Genomic DNA, 19,643 nt, shown 5'->3' with positions numbered 1-19,643 from the left:
GCCGGTACCAAATCCAAGGAGTTTTTCTATGCGCTGGAGCCCTTCGCTCGCTCAGCTAAGTGTATGTGCCAGTCTGTTGCTGGCGCCGTTCGCCACTCAGGCCGCAACGGAAGAAGACCCTTGGGAAAGCGTCAACCGGCCGATTTTCCAGTTCAACGACTTCGTCGATACCTATGCCCTGAAACCGCTGGCGCAGGGTTATGAGTTCGTCACTCCGCAGTTTGTTGAAGACGGCATTCACAACATGTTTCGCAACGTCGGCGATGTCACCAACCTTGCCAATAACCTGCTGCAAGCCAAGCCGGCTGCCGCTGGCGTCGACACTGCACGGCTGATCTTCAACACCACCTTTGGTCTGCTCGGCTTCTTCGACGTCGGCACCCACATGGGTTTGAACCGCAGCGATGAAGACTTTGGCCAGACGCTGGGCTACTGGGGCGTGGACAGCGGTCCATACGTGATGCTGCCTTTGATGGGCCCGAGCACACTGCGCGACGCCCCGTCGAAATACGTCGACAGCTTCACCGGCGCTTACCGCTACATCGACCACGTGCCGACGCGTAACTCGATCTTCGGCCTGAACATCGTCGACACCCGCGCCACCCTGCTGTCGAGCGAGAAGCTGATCAGCGGCGACAAATACACCTTCATCCGCAATGCTTACCTGCAGAACCGCGAATTCAAAGTGAAGGACGGCCAGGTCGAAGACGATTTCTGATTTCGACCGGTCATGAAAAGGCGACCCTCGGGTCGCCTTTTTTGTCCGCGCCAGAGCGTCGCCGATCAGCTCTGCGACCTTTCATCGGGTTACGCTTGAAGTGGTTCTTATAACTCTCGGTGCTTTGACAAACAAAGTCGTCAAGCGACCATCGGCACATGCTTGAAACGCTCTGCGGATGGGAGTACCGTCTGCGCCTTAGAAGGGCACCTCTGGTGCAACCGCGTTCACGGCCAATATCCGAAAGCGGTGCAGCAGAGAGGCTAGAAAGCGAATCCAGTAGTCAGCGCAGGGCCCGTCGCCCCGCCAACTACGCCAACCTAATTCTGGCGCCGTTTGCCCACATGCCAAAAACCAGTGCCACGCTGCTGATAATCGATGATGACGAAGTAGTGCGCGCGAGCCTCGCGGCCTATTTGGAAGACAGTGGTTTCAGCGTCCTGCAGGCCAGTAACGGCCAACAGGGTCTTCAGGTATTCGAGCAAGAGACGCCCGACTTGGTCATCTGCGATCTGCGCATGCCGCAGATGGGTGGTCTCGAGCTTATCCGTCAGGTCACCGAGCGGTCACCGCAAACGCCAGTGATCGTGGTGTCGGGTGCCGGCGTGATGAATGACGCGGTCGAGGCCCTGCGTCTGGGCGCGGCAGACTACCTGATCAAGCCTCTCGAAGATCTGGCGGTGCTCGAGCATTCGGTGCGTCGGGCCCTGGATCGTGCGCGCCTGCTGCTGGAAAACCAGCGCTATCGCGAGAAGCTGGAAAAGGCCAATCGCGAGCTTGAGGCCAGTCTGAACCTGCTCCAGGAAGACCAGAACGCCGGTCGCCAGGTGCAGATGAACATGCTGCCGGAAAGTCCGTGGAGCATTGACGCATTCAAGTTTGCGCACCAGATCATTCCGTCGTTGTACCTGTCGGGTGATTTTGTCGATTATTTCCGTGTCGACGAGCGCCGGGTTGCGTTTTACCTGGCCGATGTTTCCGGTCATGGTGCCTCTTCAGCCTTTGTCACGGTGCTGTTGAAGTTCATGACCACGCGCTTGCTGTTCGAGTCCAAGCGCAACGGCACATTGCCGGAATTCAAGCCTTCGGAGGTCCTTGGTCATATCAACCGGGGGCTGATCAGTTGTAAGCTGGGTAAACACGTCACAATGGTCGGTGGAGTCATCGACGAGGAGACCGGTTTGTTGACCTATAGCATCGGCGGCCATCTGCCGTTGCCAGTGTTGTACACGCCTGACAGTGTTCGTTATCTGGAAGGGCGTGGTCTGCCCGTGGGCCTTTTCAATGAAGCCACCTACGAAGACCACGTGCTTGAGCTGCCGCCGACGTTCAGCCTGACGCTGATGTCTGATGGCATTCTGGACCTTTTGTCAGAACCCACGCTCAAAGAAAAAGAAGCGGCTTTGCCCGAACGGGTGAAGTCAGCGGGCGGCAGCCTGGATGGTCTGCGGCAAGTGTTTGGTTTGGCCACGCTAGGGGAGATGCCGGATGATATCGCCCTGTTGGTGTTGAGCAGGAATCTTTAATGAGTACCGGTAGAATCCAGTTCGCCGAGCAGGACGGCACCTTCGTCCTGAAGTTCGTCGGTGAAGTTCGCCTGACCCTGTGTTCGGCGTTGGATGCGACTATTGAGAAAATCTTCACCGCGCTGAACTTCAACGCGATCGTGATCGATTTGACCGAAACCCGCAGCATCGACAGCACGACACTGGGCCTGTTGGCCAAGCTGTCGATCCTGTCGCGGCAGAAGGTCGGCCTGTTGCCGACTGTCGTCACCACCCACGACGACATCACCCGTCTTTTGCAATCGATGGGTTTCGAGCAGGTGTTCAACATCGTCAACCACCCGGTGCCATGCCCGGAGTGCCTGGACGATCTGCCTGATCAGGATCAGTCGGAAGAGGTGGTGCGGATCAAGGTGCTCGAAGCGCACAAGATCCTCATGGGCCTGAACGATTCAAATCGTGAAGCGTTTCATGATCTGGTCAATGCCCTCGAAAGACATTGATGGCCTTGTGGCGAGGGAGCTTGCTCCCGCTGGGCTGCGAAGCGGCCCCAAACGGGTGAATTGAGTCTTCCTGAGCCACCGGGTCGGTAGGGTCTGCGACCGCTGCGCAGCCGAGCGAGAGCAATCTCCCTCGCCACAGCTGATTTGCTGCCAGCGAGTCGTACACAAAAAAGGGCGAACCCTCACAGGTTCGCCCTTTTTGCATTTCGCTAACTCAAATCACAGCTTGGCCTGCAACAGCGCCTCTAGCTTTTCCTGGTCGCGAGCAAACTGACGAATGCCCTCGGCCAGTTTTTCGGTGGCCATCGCGTCTTCGTTGGACAACCAGCGGAACTGCGCTTCGTTGAGGCTCAGACGGGCTTCACCGGCGTTGCCCGGCGCCAGTTTGCGCTCGAGTTTGCCGGTGTCGGCCGCGAGTTTGTCGATCAGATCCGGGCTGATGGTCAGGCGATCGCAGCCGGCCAGCTGTTCGATCTGGTTGAGGTTGCGGAAGCTCGCGCCCATGACCACGGTCTTGTAATCATTGGCTTTGTAATAGTTATAGATGCGCGTCACCGACTGCACGCCCGGATCATCCGCGCCGGTGTAGTCGTTGCCGTTGGCTTTCTTGTACCAGTCGTAGATGCGACCCACGAATGGTGAAATCAGGAACACGCCGGCATCGGCACAGGCAGCGGCCTGAGCGAAGGAGAACAGCAGGGTCAGGTTGGTCTGGATGCCTTCCTTTTCCAGCACTTCGGCGGCGCGGATGCCTTCCCAGGTCGAGGCGATCTTGATCAGTACACGGTCACGGCCAACGCCGGCCTTGTCGTACAGCTCGATCAGACGGTGCGCGCGTTTCAGCACGGCGTCCTTGTCGAACGACAGGCGTGCGTCCACTTCAGTGGAAATGCGGCCTGGAATCACCTTGAGAATTTCCTGCCCCACAGCAACACCGAAACGGTCGCTCGCCAGGCCGACATCGCCTTTGCAATCGCTGACGCACGCGTTAAGCAACTCGGCATAACCGCTGATAGCGGCCGCTTTGAGCAGCAGGGAAGGGTTGGTGGTCGCGTCGACCGGTTTGACCCGGGCAATCGCTTCGAAATCGCCGGTATCGGCAACTACGGTGGTGAATTGTTTAAGTTGTTCCAGCTTGGAAGTCATGGGCGTGCTCTGTCCTATGGGTCTGATGACATTACCCGAGCGCTGACAGCCACTCAAGGGCGGGTACGTGTATCGATGGCCCCTGCGGCAACAACCTGAAAACGATTGTTTGAAAGGCGGGGCGTGCTATCGATGAATACGATGCCAAAAGCGCTCACAGGTTCAAAGCAACCGACCTGCGTACAGATCGGTTGCGCATGGCTTACTCGGCATTCAGCAGGGTTTCGACCGAGATTCGTGCTGGTTTTGGCTGACCATCGGAGGTCAGCAAGCCGAAGTTCTTCTCGCGGTCGTTGCTGCCCGATTCACTGTTCCTCCATTCATAGATAGACGCCAGCGGAATGTTGAGTTTTCTGACATCGGCGATAAACGCGTTGATCTTGCTCGCTTGCCCTTCGGCGCCACCATTGGAAGCAAGTGCGGAAACACCCCATTCACTGATGACCCCCGGCAGATGAAAGTTCTGCTGGATGAATGTCTGTGCGTTGCTGATCTGCGTGGCGGTCATGCCATACGGGTGATAGGAAATGGCGTTCAGGCATTTCGGGTATTCGCTGACGATCTTGTTCAGCGCCACGGTCGACGCTGAGCCGGCGGTTGGCGGGCGGGCGAAACCGAAGCCGACCCGCGGCGTGGTTTGCGGCTGGCCCTGCAACGACTTGCACATGCCGCCCATGAACGGCACGAAGGTGCTGTCGAAATTGCGCGTTGGCCAGTAGGTTTCCAGATCCGGCTCGTTCCAGATTTCGATCGCCACCAGTTGCGTGCTGTAGGACTTCTCCAGCCCGGTTACCGCATTGGCGAAGTTTTCCCCTGCCGTGGTCAGCTCGCTGGCGGATGTCGCGGGCAACGCCTTGATGGCGCGCACCGTCAACAACACCGGCAGCCCTGCAGACTTGGCCGCCGCAAAGGCATCGCTGACCTGCTTCTGATAGGTCTTGGCCGTCAAGCTATCGCTCCACACACCAAAGCGCACAAAGCCAAAGCCTGCCGATTTGATCTGCGCGGCGTCGGCGGCGGTGAAGCTCTGAATCTTCACCTGAACGCCGATGTTCCGTGCCGAAAGATTGGGAAACAGCTCACTGGCCTCAGCCTGCGTGATTGCTGCTGACATTGATAGCGCCAAGGCGCCGACTCGTTTGAGATGGGATGTTTTCATGTCTGCTCTCCCGAAGAGAATGACAACTACGAAGAATGATCTCGTTGCTCAATTTTCGAACGACAGCAAGGCGCTTAGTGCGTGAATGTTATTTTTTGTCGGAAAAATCCGTTCCGAAAATCACAGTTATTTTTAGTCCGCTAATTGTGGTTGGGGGGCTTTTAAGCGCTGTGGTACTTAATGCTTCGGTATTAACAGGGTGAATCTATTTCTGAGTGAAGAAAGTCTTGAGGGTTCATGAAATTGCTCTCGGGATGTTGGCCGTTTGATATTGCACAGGAAGTAAAACCTTGTTCAGAAAGATCCTCGTTGTCTGCGTGGGCAACATATGCCGCAGTCCGACGGCAGAATTGTTGTTGCGCAATGCGCTGGGTTCGTCGGCCATCACGGTCGCCTCCGCAGGGCTTGCGGCACGGGTCGGCGAAGGCGTTGAGGCCTCGGCGCGGCAGGTTCTCGAAGATCACGGGCACAGCGCCGACACATTCAAGGCCCGGCAACTGACGCCCGATATCGTTAATGACTCGGACCTGATTCTGGTCATGGAAAAAGAGCATGTGAAACAAGTGCTGAAGATTGCCTCCCACGCCAGAGGCAAAGTGTTTCTACTCGGCAAGTGGCAGAGCGAGCGCGAAATACAAGACCCGTATCGTCAAGGCAAGGCCGCTTTTATTCATGCTCATGCATTGATTGAAGATGCTGTTAGTTCATGGGCGCAGCGTCTCGGGCATTGACGAATATTCTTCAGAACAGTGAATGGTAAGAACAGACTTATGCAGTTACCGTCCGTAATCGGCACCCGCGACAATGATCAAGACAGTATTGATCTGCTCGGCATCTTTGGCAGCCTGATCGACCAGAAATGGTTGATCGGTGCGCTGACCGGGGCCTTCATGGTCACCGGCGTTGCCTATGCGGTGCTGGCCACACCGGTGTATCTGGCGAACGCGCTGGTACAGGTCGAACCGAAAAAGAACGACATGCTCGGTTTCTCCGACCTCAACAGCATGCTCGGTGGGCAATCGCCGTCGGTGACCGAAATCGGCATCATCAAATCCCGCGCGGTGATCGGCAAAACCGTCGACGACCTGCGCCTGGACATCGATGTCACCCCCAACACCTTTCCCATGATTGGTGGTTTTCTCGCCCGCCGTTATCGCGGCGAAACCGAGTCCAGTGTCGCTGCGCCGCGTTTCGGCTTGAACAGCTACGCGTGGGGCGGTGAGCGTCTGGAGTTCGCGCGCCTCGATCTGCCGAAAGACCTGCTCGGCAAGAAACTCAGCCTGGTTGCCGGTGAGCAGCAGCACTTCCAGTTGTTCGACGACAACGACAACCTGCTCGTGGAAGGTGTCGTGGGCGAGGCCTTCGCGCAAGACGGCGTGGAAGGGCAAATCACGCAACTGCTGGCCAACCCCGGCACGCGTTTTCAGGTGGTGCGCAACCCACGAATCGTGACCATTCAAAGTTATCAGGATGCGCTGGATATTTCCGAGCAGGGCAAAGAGTCGGGAATCATCCGCCTGGCACTGGCCAGCAGTGACGCCGCTGAAGCGGTGAAGATTCTCAACAAGATCGCCGCGCTGTACGTGGAACAGAACGTGCGCCGCACCTCGGCGGAAGCGGCGCAAAGCCTGGCGTTTCTGCAAAGCCAGTTGCCGCAGGTCAAACGCGATCTGGCCAAGGCCAGCGATGCGCTGAATGCCTATCAGACCCACGGCAAGACCGTGAATATTTCCTTGGAAACGCAATCGGTGCTCGGTCAGTCCGTGGCGCTGGAGACGCGGATTTCCGAGCTGAAAATGCAGCAGGCCGAGCTCGATCGCAAGTTCACCAAACAGCACCCGGCCTATCGCGCTTTGATGAGCCAGATTGGCGAGTTGACTCAGCAACAGAAGTCGCTCGAAGGCAAAGTCCAGGACTTGCCGGCGACCCAGCAGGAATTGCTCAACCTGACCCGCGACGTTGAAGTGGCTTCGCAGATCTACACACAGTTGCTGAACAAATCCCAGGAACTGGACATTGTTCGCGCCGGTGCGGTGGGCAACGTGCGCCTGATCGACACGGCGGATGTCGATTTGACCAGTCCGGTCAAACCGAAAAAACCGCTGATCGTACTTATCGCTACGTTCCTTGGTGCCTTCGTCGGCGTGGCGCTGGTGCTGTTGCGCAAGTCGCTGAGTCGCGGGCTCGAAGGCCCGGAAGCCATCGAGCAATTGGGTTTGCCGGTGTACGCCTCGATTCCCTACAGCGCGTTGCAGCAGGAAGAGGACAGCAAAAAGGGGCGCGCGCGCGACGGCGTGGACAAACCTGCGTACCTGCTGGCTCTGCGCAACCCGACGGACTTGTCGATCGAATCGATCCGCAGCCTGCGCACTTCCCTGCATTTCGCCGGGCTCGATTCGACCAACAACCGCATCATGATCTCCGGACCGAGCCCGCAGGTCGGCAAGACCTTCGTCTCGTCCAACCTCGCCGCTGTCATGGCGCTGAGCGGCCAGCGTGTGGTGCTGATTGATGCCGACATGCGCAAGGGGCATCTGCACAAAACCCTCAACACACCGATCACCAATGGTCTGTCCGATCTGCTGGTCAAGCGTTGCAGCATCGACCAGGCGATCAACACCGTCGAAGTCGACAACCTGCACTTCATCAGCCGTGGCCAGGTGCCGCCCAATCCTTCCGAACTGTTGATGCACGCCAACTTCCGCGACTTGCTCGCCGAACTCAGCGAGCGCTATGACCTGGTGATCATCGATACGCCGCCGCTGCTGGCGGTGACGGATGCGGCGATTGTCGGCCGGGAAGCGGGCATCAGCCTGATCGTTACCCGGTTCGGGGTGAACCCGGCCAAAGAGATCGAACTGACCATTCGCCGCTTCGCGCAGAATGGCATCGAGTTGAAAGGCGCGGTGTTCAACGGCGTCGAGAAGCGCGCCGCCAGCTACTACGGCAACGGTGGTTATGGCTATTACAACTACGAATACGCGTCGGACAAGTCCTGAGTGTCAGCGAGTGTTTTTTCCTGTTTGAAGTGGGTGATGTGTGAAAAAAATACTGCACGTGGCAGAGACGATCAAAGGTGGCGTGGCGACGGTGATCCGTACGATTTCGGCGTCGCCCGAGGACGACGTGGCGGATTACGCGCTGGTGTATCTGGTGCCCGAAGATCAGGCGAAAGAGCTGCACGGCATCGGCGAGCAACAGGTGCGCACTTTCTTCCGTACGGGACGCAATGTGCCATCGCTGCTGCGTTTCGCCTGGCGCCTGACGCAGATCATGCTCAAGGAAAAGCCTGACGTGGTGCATCTGCACAGCACGTTTTCCGGAGTGATCGGCCGCTGCGTCTGCGTGCTGTTGCGACCGTGGCGCAAACCGAAAATCGTCTACTGCCCGCATGCGTTTTCGTTCCTGATGGAAAGCTCGCCGATCAAGCAGAAGGTCTATGCGTGGATCGAGCGCGTGCTGCAGAAAGTCACCGACGTGATCATCTGCGTGAGCCAGTACGAGCTGGATAAAGCCGCGCGTTTTGGTATCGAGCGCAAGCGCATGAAGCTGATCTACAACGGCATTCATCACAGGGATGACGCGCCGAAAGCTGACACCCCCGCACCGATTCATCTGCTGTTCGTCGGTCGTCTCGACTATCAGAAAGGCTTCGACGTGCTGCTCAGGGCCTACGCCAAGGTCCAGCGCAGTGACATGAAGCTGACGGTGGTCGGCAGTGCTGTAAATGAGGACGCCGTCGAGTGTCCGCCAATGGACGGCGTCGAATACCTGCCGTGGGTGACACCGAGCGAAGTGCAGGCGTTGTATCAGCAATCCGACGCGCTGATCGTGCCGAGTCGCTGGGAAGGTTTTGCCATGGTGCCGCTGGAAGGCATGGCCATGGGGCTGCCGGTGATCGCCAGCAATTGCACGTCGCTGCCTGAGCTGGTCACCGATGAAGTGTCCGGGTACGTCTTTCCGTCCGGTGATCATCAGGCGCTGGCCGACGTGCTGAAGAAAATCCAGAAGCCGCGCCTGCTCGACCTCGGCAATGAAGGCCGCAGCATTGTCCGCGAGCGTTTCAGCGCCGCGTTGATGATTCGCCAGACTTACGACTTGTATCGCGCTCCCACTTATTAAGTAGAACTCAAGCTTATGAACGTAACGATTTTGCATGGCTACAGTGCGTCCAACTCCGGTGACGGCTTGCTCGTCGATCTGGCCATTGCTTTGGTGCAGCGCAACTTTGGCGAAGACACGGCGATCAGTGTGGTGGCTTCCGATCCGGACTCTTTCAGCTACTTGCCGCACCCGCGTTTCGATGCGCCGGTCATGGCGGCCAAGGGCCTGGGGCGGGTCAAGCAAGCGGTGTTTCTCAATCAGTCTTACGCGGGGCTGGCGGATCTGTTGAAGAAGACCGATCTGATCGTCGGCGTCGGTGGCGGCTATATGCGTTCGAAGAGCGCCTTCGAACACATCAAACTGAAACTCGGCCACGCCAAGCAACTGGAAACCGCGATTCTCAGCAAGGTGCCGTCGGTTTACCTGCCGCAAAGCATCGGCCCGTTCCACGGCGAGAGCAGCAAGATCGTCGAGCATTACGCCAGCGCCGACGCGGTGTTCGTGCGCGACAACCGTTCCTCGGCGATTTTCGACGCTTGCGAAAACGTTTATCGCGCTCCTGATCTGGCGGTGCAGTCGTTGGCGAGCAAGATTCTGCAGCAGCCGAAATTCACCCGCTGCGCTGCATCCCCGGCCACGGTGTGCGTGGTGCTGCGCAAGCCGCCGGAGTGGAGCAAGGAAAAGAAAGTTGCCTACGTGGCGAATCTGAAGTTGCTGCTGCAGCGGCTGAAGAACAAAAGCAAGGTGGTCTGCGCGGTGCAAAGCGCGGTGCGCGGCAACGATGACGGCGCGTTTTATCGCGAGTTGGGCATCACTGAAGACCTGCTGTCGTTGAAGGCGACGATTGCCAAATATCAACCGGATCTGGTGATTTCCGTGCGCCTGCATGGCGCCATCGAGTCACTACTTTCCGGCGTGCCGGCTTACCACATCAGCTACGAGCGCAAAGGTTTCGGCGCCTATCAGGACATGGGCGTCGAGGACTGGGTGATCAACGGCGGCGACATCGATGTCGACACCATCATCAACACGGTTTACGCACCGAATGCGCTGACGGATTTCGGCAAGCGCCTGACCGACACTTGCCGCGAAATCGAGGCAAAAACCGTGGCCATGGACGACATCATCAAAGGTGTCGTTCGATGATATTTCGGCTACTGCTTCGCGGCGGAGCATTGGGCGCGAAGTTTTTGCTGGTGTTGGCGATCACCCATTTCCTCGGTTACGAGGCGCTGGGCTTTTACGGCGTGGTGGTCGCGGCATCGCTGATCGCCTCGAAGTTTTACAGCGTCGGTTTCAGTTCCGAGATCAATCGGCTGATCAGCGTCGGCGGCAGTTCGCGGCGCGTAGTCGATAAGGTTTTGCTGTTGTATCTGGCGGTCGGGTTGCTGTTGTCCGTGGTCACGGTGCTGATCTATTCGCTGTTCCAGCAGGTTGAGGCGACGGCTGCGCTGATCCTCTGTGTGACTCTGGTGTTGCTGACCGAGCACCTGTCTTTCGAAATCAATTCGTTCGTGTTTTCTGCTCAGAAAGCCACGGCCGGTGCGCTGCTGTTTTTCATCAAGACCGGTCTCTGGGCGGTGTTGGCGGTGGGCGGGATGATGCTTGGTTGGGTCGCGGGTATCGCCAGTGTGTTGTGGCTGTGGGTCGGCGCCAATGTGCTGGTGATCGTCGCCGGTTATCTGATCGTGGTGAATGTGCACAAGGGCCGCGAGAGCGGAACGCTGGCGACGGCGACCGTGTGGAAAGCAGGACTGCCGTTTTATCTCGGCACTGGATTGATCGCATTGAGTCAGTACGCCGAACGTTTTCTGATCATCGATCTGGAGCCGTACGCCAGCCTCGGCAAATACGTCTACGCGTGGTCAGCGGCGAATACCTTGCAGGCGTTGTCGTACGCGGTGGTGGCGGTGGTTGGCATTCCGGTGCTGGCCAAGCGTTTTCAGGCAGATCAGCAGGCGTTTACGCTCAAGCAATTGTTCGTCAACAAGTGGGTGATGCGCTCGCTTCTGGTGTCGGCTGTGGTGGCGGTGGCGATCTATCTGTTTTTCAACGTCGTGCTCGATTACGTCGCCGCCAGCGTGCCGCGTCCAGACAATGCCATTCTCGGCGTGCTGATCTTTTCCTTTGCCTTGCGCGCGATTGGCGACATCGTCTGGGGCGGTTTGATCGCCTCGAAAAACAGTCGGGTTTCGCTCGCCAGTGCGGCGATCTGCCTGTTGCTGTCCGTGCCGGTCAGCTACGTCCTGATCAAGCATTATTCGATCTACGGCGCAGCGTGGGGCAATGTGTTTGCGATCATCGTGCAGCTTGCCGTGATTGCTGTGCTGACCCGTGCGACCCGGGCGAAAAAGGCTGGATTGTCATGGGCCTGAAGTTGCCGTGCATCGAGTTTCGCGGCAAGCGACTCGATTCGTATGTCTCGTTCCTGATTCTGTTCACCGGGCTGTTTCTCTCGGTGGCGATGCCGCTGCTGGTGCCCCGCGCGCCAGGTCCGGATGCGATGACCTTGTGGTCGTCCTACGCCCGCGCCGATAACTGCAATTTCTGGAACCCGTTCTCGCCGGATCGTTCGTCCTATGAATGTTCGGCGTTTCTGCTGCGGCCCACCGGGATCAACCTGACCAATGCCTGGGCCTACGGCATGTTTTGCAATTTTTTCCTTACGGCGATTCCGGTCGTGGTGTTCCGGCGCATGCCGTTGGCGATCTTCGGCACCCTGTGCCTGTGGGGCATCGTCCGCTCGTTTTTCCTTGAGAACCTGACCAAGGAAATCATCGTTTCGGTGGCGGTGTTGAGCATTTTGCTCAGCTCGTTGACGCGCAAATATCGCGGCGGGTTTTTCCTTTCGGCAGTGATCTACGGCGTGCTGATCCGGCCTTACTGGATTCTGTTTTCGCTGTCATGGGTCGGCGTCTGTGTGATGAAGAAGTACGTGTCGCGCTTCACCTTCTTCCTGATGCTGTTTCTGTTTTACCTGGCGGTGGCCATGGCGATCCAGGTCGCATTGGGTTTTCCGGTGTCGTCGATTCGCGCCAGCAACAACGAACTGCGCACGGCGGGCGAGGAGGGCTCGAAGTCGTTGATCGTCTCGTGGCTCACCGGCAGTGATTTTGTTTCGCAGGCGCTGGACTCGATGATCATCTTCTTTCGCTTATCGTTTCCGGTGGAGCTGATTCTGCTGTCCGGCCCTGGGCAGGTGATTTTCGTGGCGCTGATGATCATGACCGCTCTGCTGCTGTTCAAAGTCATCACCTCAACCGACTACAAAGGCGCGCCGATCCAGACCAAACCCAAGGAATTGATCGCGATTCCGTTGGCATTTTTGCTGGTTCAAGGGCTGTTCGAACCGGACTTCGGCTCCTTCGCCCGGCACTTTTCGATGGTGGTGCCGGTGTTGTTCGTGGGGCTTGGATTGATGCTGCGGGCGAACAAACCGGTACAGGTTGAATCCAGAATTCTGAATTGAGGCGGGTGCTGTATGTCGAGCAAGAACAAGTCCCTGGAGATTGAAACCCTGCGTGGCCTGGCGTGCCTGCTGCTGGTGCTCTATCACGTTATCGGACCGTTGGGCGGCGGGTTGAAGATCGACATCGGTTCGCCGTTCCGGGTGATTGCCGATTCGATGGTCTACGTGCGCATGCCGCTGTTCACGTTTATTTCCGGCTACATCTATTCGATCTACAAGATCCGTGGCAACGATTTTTCCGCTTTTTTCAGCGGCAAGGTACGCCGCTTGATCGTGCCGCTGTTTTGCGTGGGCGTACCGTTTTCGGTGCTGCAAGCAGTCGGGCCAGGGGTGAACAAGGATGTCGGGGTGATCGAGGCGCTGTTGTCGTTTTGGGTACCGATCAACCACTTCTGGTTCTTGCAAGCGGTGTTCATCATTTTCATGTTCGTCGGCTTGCTGGAATGGCGCGGCATGCTGCGCACGGCGACGCGCTTGTATGGGCTGTTTGCGTTGGCCGCGTTGTTGTTTTTGCTGCCGCCATTCCCGCTCGATGCGTTCGGCATTAACGGGGCGATTTATCTGCTGCCGTTTTTTGTCGCGGGAATGATTGGCCAGGAAAATGTCGATGCGTTGAAGCGGCGCTTCAGAGTGATCGGGCCGTTGGTGTTTGTGTTGATTTCGTTGACGCTGCTGTATGTGGCGGCGATTGATCGTGAGTTGATTGTTGACCGCCGTAGCGTGATCGGATTGACCGTGGGGTGCGTGTCCTGCATCGCTTTGCTGTCGAGTGATATGCGGTCGAAGGCGCTGACGTGGTTGGGCGGGTATTCGTATGCGATCTTCCTGTTCCATGTGCTGTTCGCGGCGGCGTCGAGGTTTGTGCTGGGGCGGTTGGGTGTGGAGGATGAAAGTCTGCTGGTATTGGGTGGCTTGAGTGGTGGGCTGCTGGGGCCGGTGGTGTTGGCGATGATTTTCAGTCGGTTCAATTTCACCTCGGTGTTGTTCCTCGGCGAGCGCGCAACGAAGAAAAAGCGCTCGGCGCCCATCGTCCCCGTGGTGCAAACCCAATCCCCCCTGTAGGAGCTGCGGAAAAGATCGCAGCCTCGTTTCACTCGTCAGCTCCTACAGCGGATCGTCGCGGATCGCGCAATCCCTGTAGGAGCTGCGGCACGCTGCGATCTTTTGATCTTTTTTTTGAAGAGCAAAATCAAAAGATCGCAGCCTCGTTTTACTCGTCAGCTCCTACAGGGGATCGTCGCGGGTCGCGCAATCCCTGTAGGAGCTGCGGCACGCTGCGATCTTTTGATCTTTTTTTTGAAGAGCAAAATCAAAAGATCGCAGCCTCGTTTCACTCGTCAGCTCCTACAGTCGATCGTCGCGGATCGCGCAATACTTGTGGGAGCGAGCCTGCTCGCGAAGGGGCCATTTCAGACTGAAGGAAATTTTGCATGGTGCCAGTAGATAACGCGCAACCGGTTGCCGCGTCGGTGGTTCAGATCGGCGATGCGCGCGAGCGTTTTGCGCAGTGGCGTGAGGGCAAGGCCGGTAAGGTGCTGTCGGTCTCGGTGATCGGCGACAGCTACAGCGCCGGGCAGGATTTCTATCTGAACAAACTGGTGCAGCGCGTGGCCGGGGAAGTGGGTTTTGCCGGGCCCGGTTACATCGGTTTCAACCATGGCGCGGCCCTGGGCGGAACGCATTTCAAATACACCCGCAGCAGTGACAAGTATTTCGGCGGTGGCTGGAGGGTTTCAGACCTTGGTCGAGCGAGCCCCGACAGTCGAACGATAACCGGGCGCCCCGGCGCATGGCTGCAGGTGGACGCCAGCCCGACAGCGGCCATCGACACTACGGTGACTCAGGCGAAATTACTGTATCCGGGCAACGGCGAGCCCAGCGAGATCCGCTATCGCTGGAACCCCGCGCAGGAATGGCAACCCTTGAAGCTCGAAGGGGCGGGCGTCCAGGCAGTCCCGCTGAGCGGCCTGTCGGCAGCGCAAGACTGGTCGCTGAAACTGGAAGTCGTCACCGGCTCCCCGACTTTGTTCGGGCTGTGGATGAGCAACGAACAGCACGGCGTTCGCGTCTCGAAACTGGCGGCCTCCGGCGCGGCATCGGCAGACTTTTATCACGACGATCCGCAGTGGCAAATTCAATGGAAAGCCGTGGTGTCGCAGATCCCCGCGGACATCTATCTGATCATGCTCGGCGGCAACGATCAGGGCTTCGGCGTGAAACCTGCGCAGTATCTGCAAAACGTTCAGGGCCTGGTGGCGATGCTGCGCGAGATTCAGCCGGCGGCGAGCATCAACCTGATCATGCGACAGGACACCACGCGGACCAGCGCCTACCCGATGTCGGCGTATGCGCAGGTGCTCGAGCCGTGGGCGCGGGAGCAGCACCTGGGGTACGCCAATCTCCAGTGTGCGTTTGGTCCCGACGTTAAACGCTACGCGGCGGCGATGATCGGCGCGGACAAGATCCATCCGGTTCCGGCCACGGGCGGGAAAGTGATTGCCGATTACTTCTATGGCTGGATTACCGGCGCCAGGGACCGCTGCGACGGCCTACCGAAATAACCACAAAACCCCAATGTAGGAGCTGCCGAAGGCTGCGATCTTTTGATCTTTTTTTAGATCAGGATCAAAAGATCGCAGCCTTCGGCAGCTCCTGCATTGGGGATATGTCAGGCATTAGACGTCGTGCGTGAAGGCGTCGACTTGCTCGAGCAATTCCGCAATCTTCTGTGGCATCAACCGCGTATCGCAGCGGGTCTCGACATTGATGATGATCGCCGGGTCGTTGCAGCAGATGCGCACGCGAAAGCGCCAGTCGCTGAAGATCACTTTCAGCCCGTCACGGTCATCCATCTCCAGAGCCTGCTCGCCATAGCGCTGTTTCAAGTGAGCGAGCAGGGGAGAAGGGTCACGCATCGGCCGACGAATATCCCCGGACGCGGGAAATACGCCGATGCGTTCCACCAGCAAGATCGTACCCAGCCAGGTTTCATTGGCGCTGGACAATGGCTGATGGCGCGACAACCAACTCATCACCCCGAGGCTACCGACCTCGCGTTCAATCGCTACGGCATGTTGTGCAATGTTCATGGTGGCCTCGTCGGGTGTGGGAGCCGTCTCAGCGGCCCTTGAGATAAACGTTTTCGTAGCAGAAATTGGTCGCCTGCAAGTAACCCTCGGCGTCGCCGCAGTCGAAGCGCAGCCCCTTGAACTTATAAGCCAGCACACAACCGTTCTGCGCCTGTTTCATCAGCGCATCCGTGATCTGGATTTCGCCGCCCTTGCCGGGTTGGGTGTCAGCGATCAGGTCGAAAATGTCCGGTGTCAGGATGTAGCGACCGATGATGGCCAGATTCGATGGCGCGTCTTGTGGCGCCGGTTTTTCCACCATGTTGTTGACGCGGTAGATGCCGTCGGAAATCAGCTCGCCGGCAATCACGCCGTACTTGTGAGTCTGATCGGCCGGCACTTCCTGAATGGCGACGATCGAGCAGCGGAATTTCTTGTAGAGCTGGATCATCTGCGACAGCACGCCATCGCCTTCCAGGTTCAGGCACAGGTCATCGGCCAGCACCACGGCGAACGGCTCGTCGCCGATCAACGGGCGACCGCTGAGAATCGCATGGCCCAGGCCCTTCATTTCCACCTGGCGGGTGTAGGAAAAGGTGCAGGTATCGATCAGCTCGCGGGTGCCGGCGAGGAATTTCTCTTTTTCGGTACCACGAATCTGGTGTTCCAGTTCGTAGCTGATATCGAAATGGTCTTCCAGCGCACGCTTGCCCCGGCCGGTGACGATGGCCATGTGTTGCAGGCCGGCGTCCCGCGCTTCTTCAACGGCGTATTCGATCAACGGCTTGTTGACGATCGGCAGCATTTCTTTGGGCATGGCTTTGGTCGCCGGCAGGAAACGCGTGCCGTAGCCAGCAGCGGGGAACAAGCATTTACGAATCATAAAAATATCCTGGACAGTCATGGAACACAGCGACGGTTGCGGGCCATAAAAATGGCTGCAAGTTTCAATGATTATTGAAGGATCACTTTAATACCTGAGTCGGCTTGTTAATGGCAATTAGTTGCGCAATTAAAAGGCACTAATGTTATGAGATGTCGGCGATGTTTCCGTTAGTTATATTTAGTCGGTATCTGTTGATAGTGGTGAGTGCGCAGGGAGTGCTAATAAGTACCCGGCAATACAGTTTGGCTGGCAAAAATATTTATTGCCAGTGATTGAACCAAATTTGTTTTAGCTTGTTGTCGCCTCGGTTGTGTGGATTGCCGCACATATCCATTAAGCCAGGCTTGACACGCTAACGGGTACTTATTCAATAACGGACCGCGCTATGAAGATTCTGGTAACCGGGGGCGCCGGCTATATCGGCTCGCATACCACACTTGCATTGCTTGAAGCAGGTTATGAAGTTGTCGTTCTGGATAATCTTTGCAACAGCAGCGATGCAGCACTTCACGCCGTCGAAGCGATTTGCGGCAAGAGCGCCTGGATGATTCGCGGCGATGTCTGCGACCGCGCATTGCTGGACCGGATTTTCCGCGAACATCACATCGAAGCCGTGCTGCATTTTGCCGGGCTGAAGGCGGTGGGCGAGAGCGTGCGCAAGCCGCTGGACTATTACGAAACCAATGTCGGCGGCAGCGTCACGCTGTGTCAGGCGATGGCGGCGGCGGGCGTGTTCCGCCTGGTCTTCAGCTCTTCGGCCACGGTGTACGGCGAACCGGATGAAATGCCGATCCGCGAGGATTTTCCGACAGGCAATCCGACTAATCCCTACGGCCAGTCGAAGCTGATCGTCGAAAACGTGCTGCGTGACCTGAGCCTGGCCGAGCCGCGCTGGAGCATCGCGCTGCTGCGCTACTTCAACCCGATCGGCGCCCACGCCAGCGGGCACATGGGCGAAGACCCCAACGGCATTCCCAACAATCTGGTGCCTTACATCAGTCAGGTGGCGGTCGGCAGCCTGCGCGAGCTGTCGATTTTCGGCAACGATTACCCCACGGTCGATGGCACCGGAGTGCGCGATTACATCCACGTCGTCGATCTGGCGGACGGGCATTTGAAGGCCTTGCAATCGATCAGCGAGCGCAGCGGCATTCACACCTGGAACCTCGGCACCGGTGATGGCTACAGCGTTCTGCAAGTGCTGCATGCCTTCGAACAGGCCAGCGGGCGTCCGGTGCCGTACCGGATGATGCCGCGTCGAGCCGGTGATATTGCCGAAAGTTTCGCCGATGCGTCGAAAGCGGCGAAAGAACTCGGCTGGAAAGCCACACGCAACTTGCAGGACATGCTCACCGACACCTGGCGCTGGCAGTCGAATCATCCCAACGGTTACTTGCGATGATGGCCATTTAGCTAAATGTTATTTTCAGTCAGGTTGTTAGATTACGTCGGGAAATTACACTGGCAATGCCATTTGCAAGTCCGTAGATATAAACCTGCCGTTCGACTTTCATCAGTTGGGTAAGACTGTGAAAGAACGACGGAACTTGTTCGCGCTTTTTGCGGACTTGAACGCTACCACCGCTAACACAGATCGGTTTTTTAACAGGTCGAATGTTAGAAAGGAGTTGATATGAAAAAAGTGATGGCAGTTGCCCTGTTGACGATGTTGAGCAACTGGGCTGCCGCCGCTGAAGCGCCGTTGACAGCGGTAACCAATGTAGGTGGCAGTGTGGCGGCTTCTCAAGCGCCCGCAGCCAGTACTGCAATGGTTGCCAGTGCTGTAGCGGCGTCCAACAGCGGTGGCAGTGCCAACGGCGGTACCACCGGTACGACGGGTACCACCGGTACAACCGGCACGCATAACTAACAGGAAGTTCTGTTAGTGCAGTACAGGGTCGCCCGACGCAAGTCGGGTGACTTTGTTTTTGGATTCGCCCTTGAATAGCGTAGTGCCATTATGACTCGTAGTGTTTATCTTTTAATGTTGGCAAGTCTCGCTTTGCAAGGTTGCATGTTTTCCCCCGGTCAATACCTCAGCACCACCGACATCACCCGCCAGGGCGCTAGTGAAAGCAGCCGCGTCGAGCTGATTCCGATCACGCCGAAGCTGATCGCCATGAACCGCTCGACGCAAAAGCGTGAGTCGTTGCCGGCGGAGCTGTTGGCGACTCCGGCCGAGTACCGCATCGGCAACAATGATGTGCTGTACATCACCGTGTGGGATCACCCGGAGCTGACGGCCCCCTCCGGTGCGCAACAACAGATCGATGCCAACGGTCGACTGGTGCGCTCCGACGGCACGCTTTATTACCCGTTCATCAAGGAAGTCCAGGCCGCCGGCCGGACGATCCAGCAACTGCGCTCGGACATCGAACAGCGGCTGTCGGCGTTCATCGCCGAGCCGCAGGTGGATGTCGCGGTGTTGCGTTTCGCCAGTCAGAAAGTGGTGGTCACTGGCGCAGTGGCCAAGGCCGGCCCGCAAGCGATTTCCACCAATCCGTTGAGTGTGGTCGAAGCGCTGGGCTCCGCCGGCATCGACACCAACAACGCGGATCTGTCCGGGCTGCTGCTGACGCGCAACGGTCGCACTTATCCGCTCAATCTCGACTCGCTCAATCAGCAGGATGCCGAGTTGCAGAGTGTCTACCTCAAGGGCGGCGATCAGTTGTATCTGCCGTACAACGACAACAAGCGCATCTATGTGATGGGCGAGGTCAACCAGCCCCGTGCGCTGAGTTTCAAGACCGCGACGATGAATCTCACCGATGTCCTCGGTTCGGTCGGCGGCCTGAGCCAGACCACCTCCAACGGCAACGCGGTGTACGTCATTCGCGGCGTGGAAAACCTCGACGTCGAGCCGGCGAAGATCTACCAGTTGCAAGCCGAATCGCCGACCGCCATGGCGCTGGCCTCGCACTTCGAAGTTCGCCCGCAAGACGTTGTATACGTCGGGCCGGCCAACGTGACTCGCTGGAACCGCTTGATCAGTCAGTTGGTGCCATCGGCGTCACTGGTCGGCACGGGCGCTTCCGCTGCGAAGAACTGGAGCGAATACAGTAACAACAGCAAATAAGGCCGCCGA

18 protein-coding genes are annotated in these 19,643 nt (G+C 57.8%); 14 read left to right on the top strand and 4 right to left on the bottom strand.

Annotated elements, in window-relative coordinates; translation table 11 throughout:
* Nucleotides 1–28: 28 nt before the first annotated feature.
* The 3 genes from EL257_RS18155 to rssC all read left to right on the top strand — a co-directional run bounded on the left by EL257_RS18155 (nt 29) and on the right by rssC (nt 2,726).
* The gene (locus EL257_RS18155; RefSeq protein WP_126364948.1) at nt 29–718 is read left to right on the top strand and encodes a VacJ family lipoprotein; all 690 of its coding nucleotides are present in this window, start codon (nt 29–31) and stop codon (nt 716–718) included.
* 344 nt (nt 719–1,062) lie between these two features.
* Complete coding sequence (gene rssB, locus EL257_RS18150) at nt 1,063–2,244, top strand: two-component system response regulator RssB (protein ID WP_126364946.1); 1,182 nt, start codon at nt 1,063–1,065, stop codon at nt 2,242–2,244.
* The gene (gene rssC, locus EL257_RS18145) at nt 2,244–2,726 is read left to right on the top strand and encodes an anti-sigma factor antagonist RssC (protein ID WP_042560140.1); all 483 of its coding nucleotides are present in this window, start codon (nt 2,244–2,246) and stop codon (nt 2,724–2,726) included. Before rssB ends, rssC begins: the two co-directional genes overlap by 1 nt.
* Before the next feature lie 219 nt (nt 2,727–2,945).
* Here rssC and tal read toward each other — a convergent pair whose 3' ends face one another.
* A complete protein-coding gene (gene tal / locus EL257_RS18140) occupies nt 2,946–3,872 on the bottom strand; it encodes a transaldolase (RefSeq protein ID WP_126364943.1) in 927 nt (308 codons plus the stop codon).
* Nucleotides 3,873–4,074: 202 nt separating this feature from the next.
* Complete coding sequence (locus tag EL257_RS18135) at nt 4,075–5,031, bottom strand: cellulase family glycosylhydrolase (protein WP_126364941.1); 957 nt, start codon at nt 5,029–5,031, stop codon at nt 4,075–4,077.
* 290 nt (nt 5,032–5,321) lie between these two features.
* On the opposite strand from EL257_RS18135, the gene EL257_RS18130 reads away from it, so the two are divergent.
* From EL257_RS18130 to EL257_RS18095, 8 genes are all read left to right on the top strand, one after another.
* Nucleotides 5,322–5,762, top strand: coding sequence for a low molecular weight protein-tyrosine-phosphatase (locus EL257_RS18130; RefSeq protein WP_126364939.1), 441 nt, complete (start codon nt 5,322–5,324; stop codon nt 5,760–5,762).
* 39 nt (nt 5,763–5,801) lie between these two features.
* The gene (locus EL257_RS18125; RefSeq protein ID WP_126364937.1) at nt 5,802–8,030 is read left to right on the top strand and encodes a polysaccharide biosynthesis tyrosine autokinase; all 2,229 of its coding nucleotides are present in this window, start codon (nt 5,802–5,804) and stop codon (nt 8,028–8,030) included.
* A gap of 40 nt (nt 8,031–8,070) precedes the next feature.
* Nucleotides 8,071–9,153, top strand: coding sequence for a glycosyltransferase (locus EL257_RS18120; RefSeq protein ID WP_126364935.1), 1,083 nt, complete (start codon nt 8,071–8,073; stop codon nt 9,151–9,153).
* A 15-nt stretch (nt 9,154–9,168) separates the two neighbouring features.
* The gene (locus tag EL257_RS18115; RefSeq protein ID WP_126364933.1) at nt 9,169–10,281 is read left to right on the top strand and encodes a polysaccharide pyruvyl transferase family protein; all 1,113 of its coding nucleotides are present in this window, start codon (nt 9,169–9,171) and stop codon (nt 10,279–10,281) included.
* Nucleotides 10,278–11,510 (top strand): phosphoribosylaminoimidazole carboxylase, encoded by a 1,233-nt coding sequence (locus EL257_RS18110; RefSeq protein ID WP_126364931.1) that lies wholly within the window; start codon nt 10,278–10,280, stop codon nt 11,508–11,510. The genes EL257_RS18115 and EL257_RS18110 overlap by 4 nt, the downstream gene beginning before the upstream one ends.
* On the top strand, nt 11,501–12,604 hold the full coding sequence (locus tag EL257_RS18105) for a hypothetical protein (RefSeq protein WP_126364929.1): 1,104 nt from the start codon (nt 11,501–11,503) through the stop codon (nt 12,602–12,604). The genes EL257_RS18110 and EL257_RS18105 overlap by 10 nt, the downstream gene beginning before the upstream one ends.
* A gap of 12 nt (nt 12,605–12,616) precedes the next feature.
* Entirely contained in the window at nt 12,617–13,666 is a 1,050-nt protein-coding gene (locus tag EL257_RS18100) for an acyltransferase family protein (RefSeq protein WP_126364927.1), read from the top strand.
* Between the two features lie 368 nt (nt 13,667–14,034).
* Nucleotides 14,035–15,165, top strand: a complete 1,131-nt coding sequence (locus EL257_RS18095) for an SGNH/GDSL hydrolase family protein (protein WP_126364924.1) — start codon at nt 14,035–14,037, stop codon at nt 15,163–15,165.
* 114 nt (nt 15,166–15,279) lie between these two features.
* On the opposite strand, the gene EL257_RS18090 is transcribed toward EL257_RS18095, so the two are convergent.
* Both EL257_RS18090 and galU read right to left on the bottom strand, forming a co-directional pair.
* On the bottom strand, nt 15,280–15,693 hold the full coding sequence (locus EL257_RS18090) for a mannose-1-phosphate guanylyltransferase (protein WP_126364922.1): 414 nt from the start codon (nt 15,691–15,693) through the stop codon (nt 15,280–15,282).
* 28 nt (nt 15,694–15,721) lie between these two features.
* Nucleotides 15,722–16,555 (bottom strand): UTP--glucose-1-phosphate uridylyltransferase GalU, encoded by an 834-nt coding sequence (gene galU / locus EL257_RS18085; RefSeq protein WP_126364920.1) that lies wholly within the window; start codon nt 16,553–16,555, stop codon nt 15,722–15,724.
* Between the two features lie 388 nt (nt 16,556–16,943).
* On the opposite strand from galU, the gene galE reads away from it, so the two are divergent.
* The 3 genes from galE to EL257_RS18070 all read left to right on the top strand — a co-directional run bounded on the left by galE (nt 16,944) and on the right by EL257_RS18070 (nt 19,634).
* Nucleotides 16,944–17,960 carry a UDP-glucose 4-epimerase GalE gene (gene galE, locus EL257_RS18080; protein WP_126364918.1) on the top strand — a complete coding sequence of 339 codons (1,017 nt, stop codon included), beginning with the start codon at nt 16,944–16,946 and terminating at the stop codon, nt 17,958–17,960.
* A gap of 231 nt (nt 17,961–18,191) precedes the next feature.
* Nucleotides 18,192–18,428, top strand: a complete 237-nt coding sequence (locus EL257_RS18075) for a hypothetical protein (protein WP_016775457.1) — start codon at nt 18,192–18,194, stop codon at nt 18,426–18,428.
* 144 nt (nt 18,429–18,572) lie between these two features.
* Entirely contained in the window at nt 18,573–19,634 is a 1,062-nt protein-coding gene (locus EL257_RS18070) for a polysaccharide biosynthesis/export family protein (RefSeq protein ID WP_126364916.1), read from the top strand.
* Nucleotides 19,635–19,643 lie beyond the last annotated feature (9 nt).

This window comes from Pseudomonas fluorescens, assembly GCF_900636825.1.
GTDB lineage: Bacteria > Pseudomonadota > Gammaproteobacteria > Pseudomonadales > Pseudomonadaceae > Aquipseudomonas > Aquipseudomonas fluorescens_BG.
This window is presented reverse-complemented; position numbering and strand designations above follow the sequence as displayed.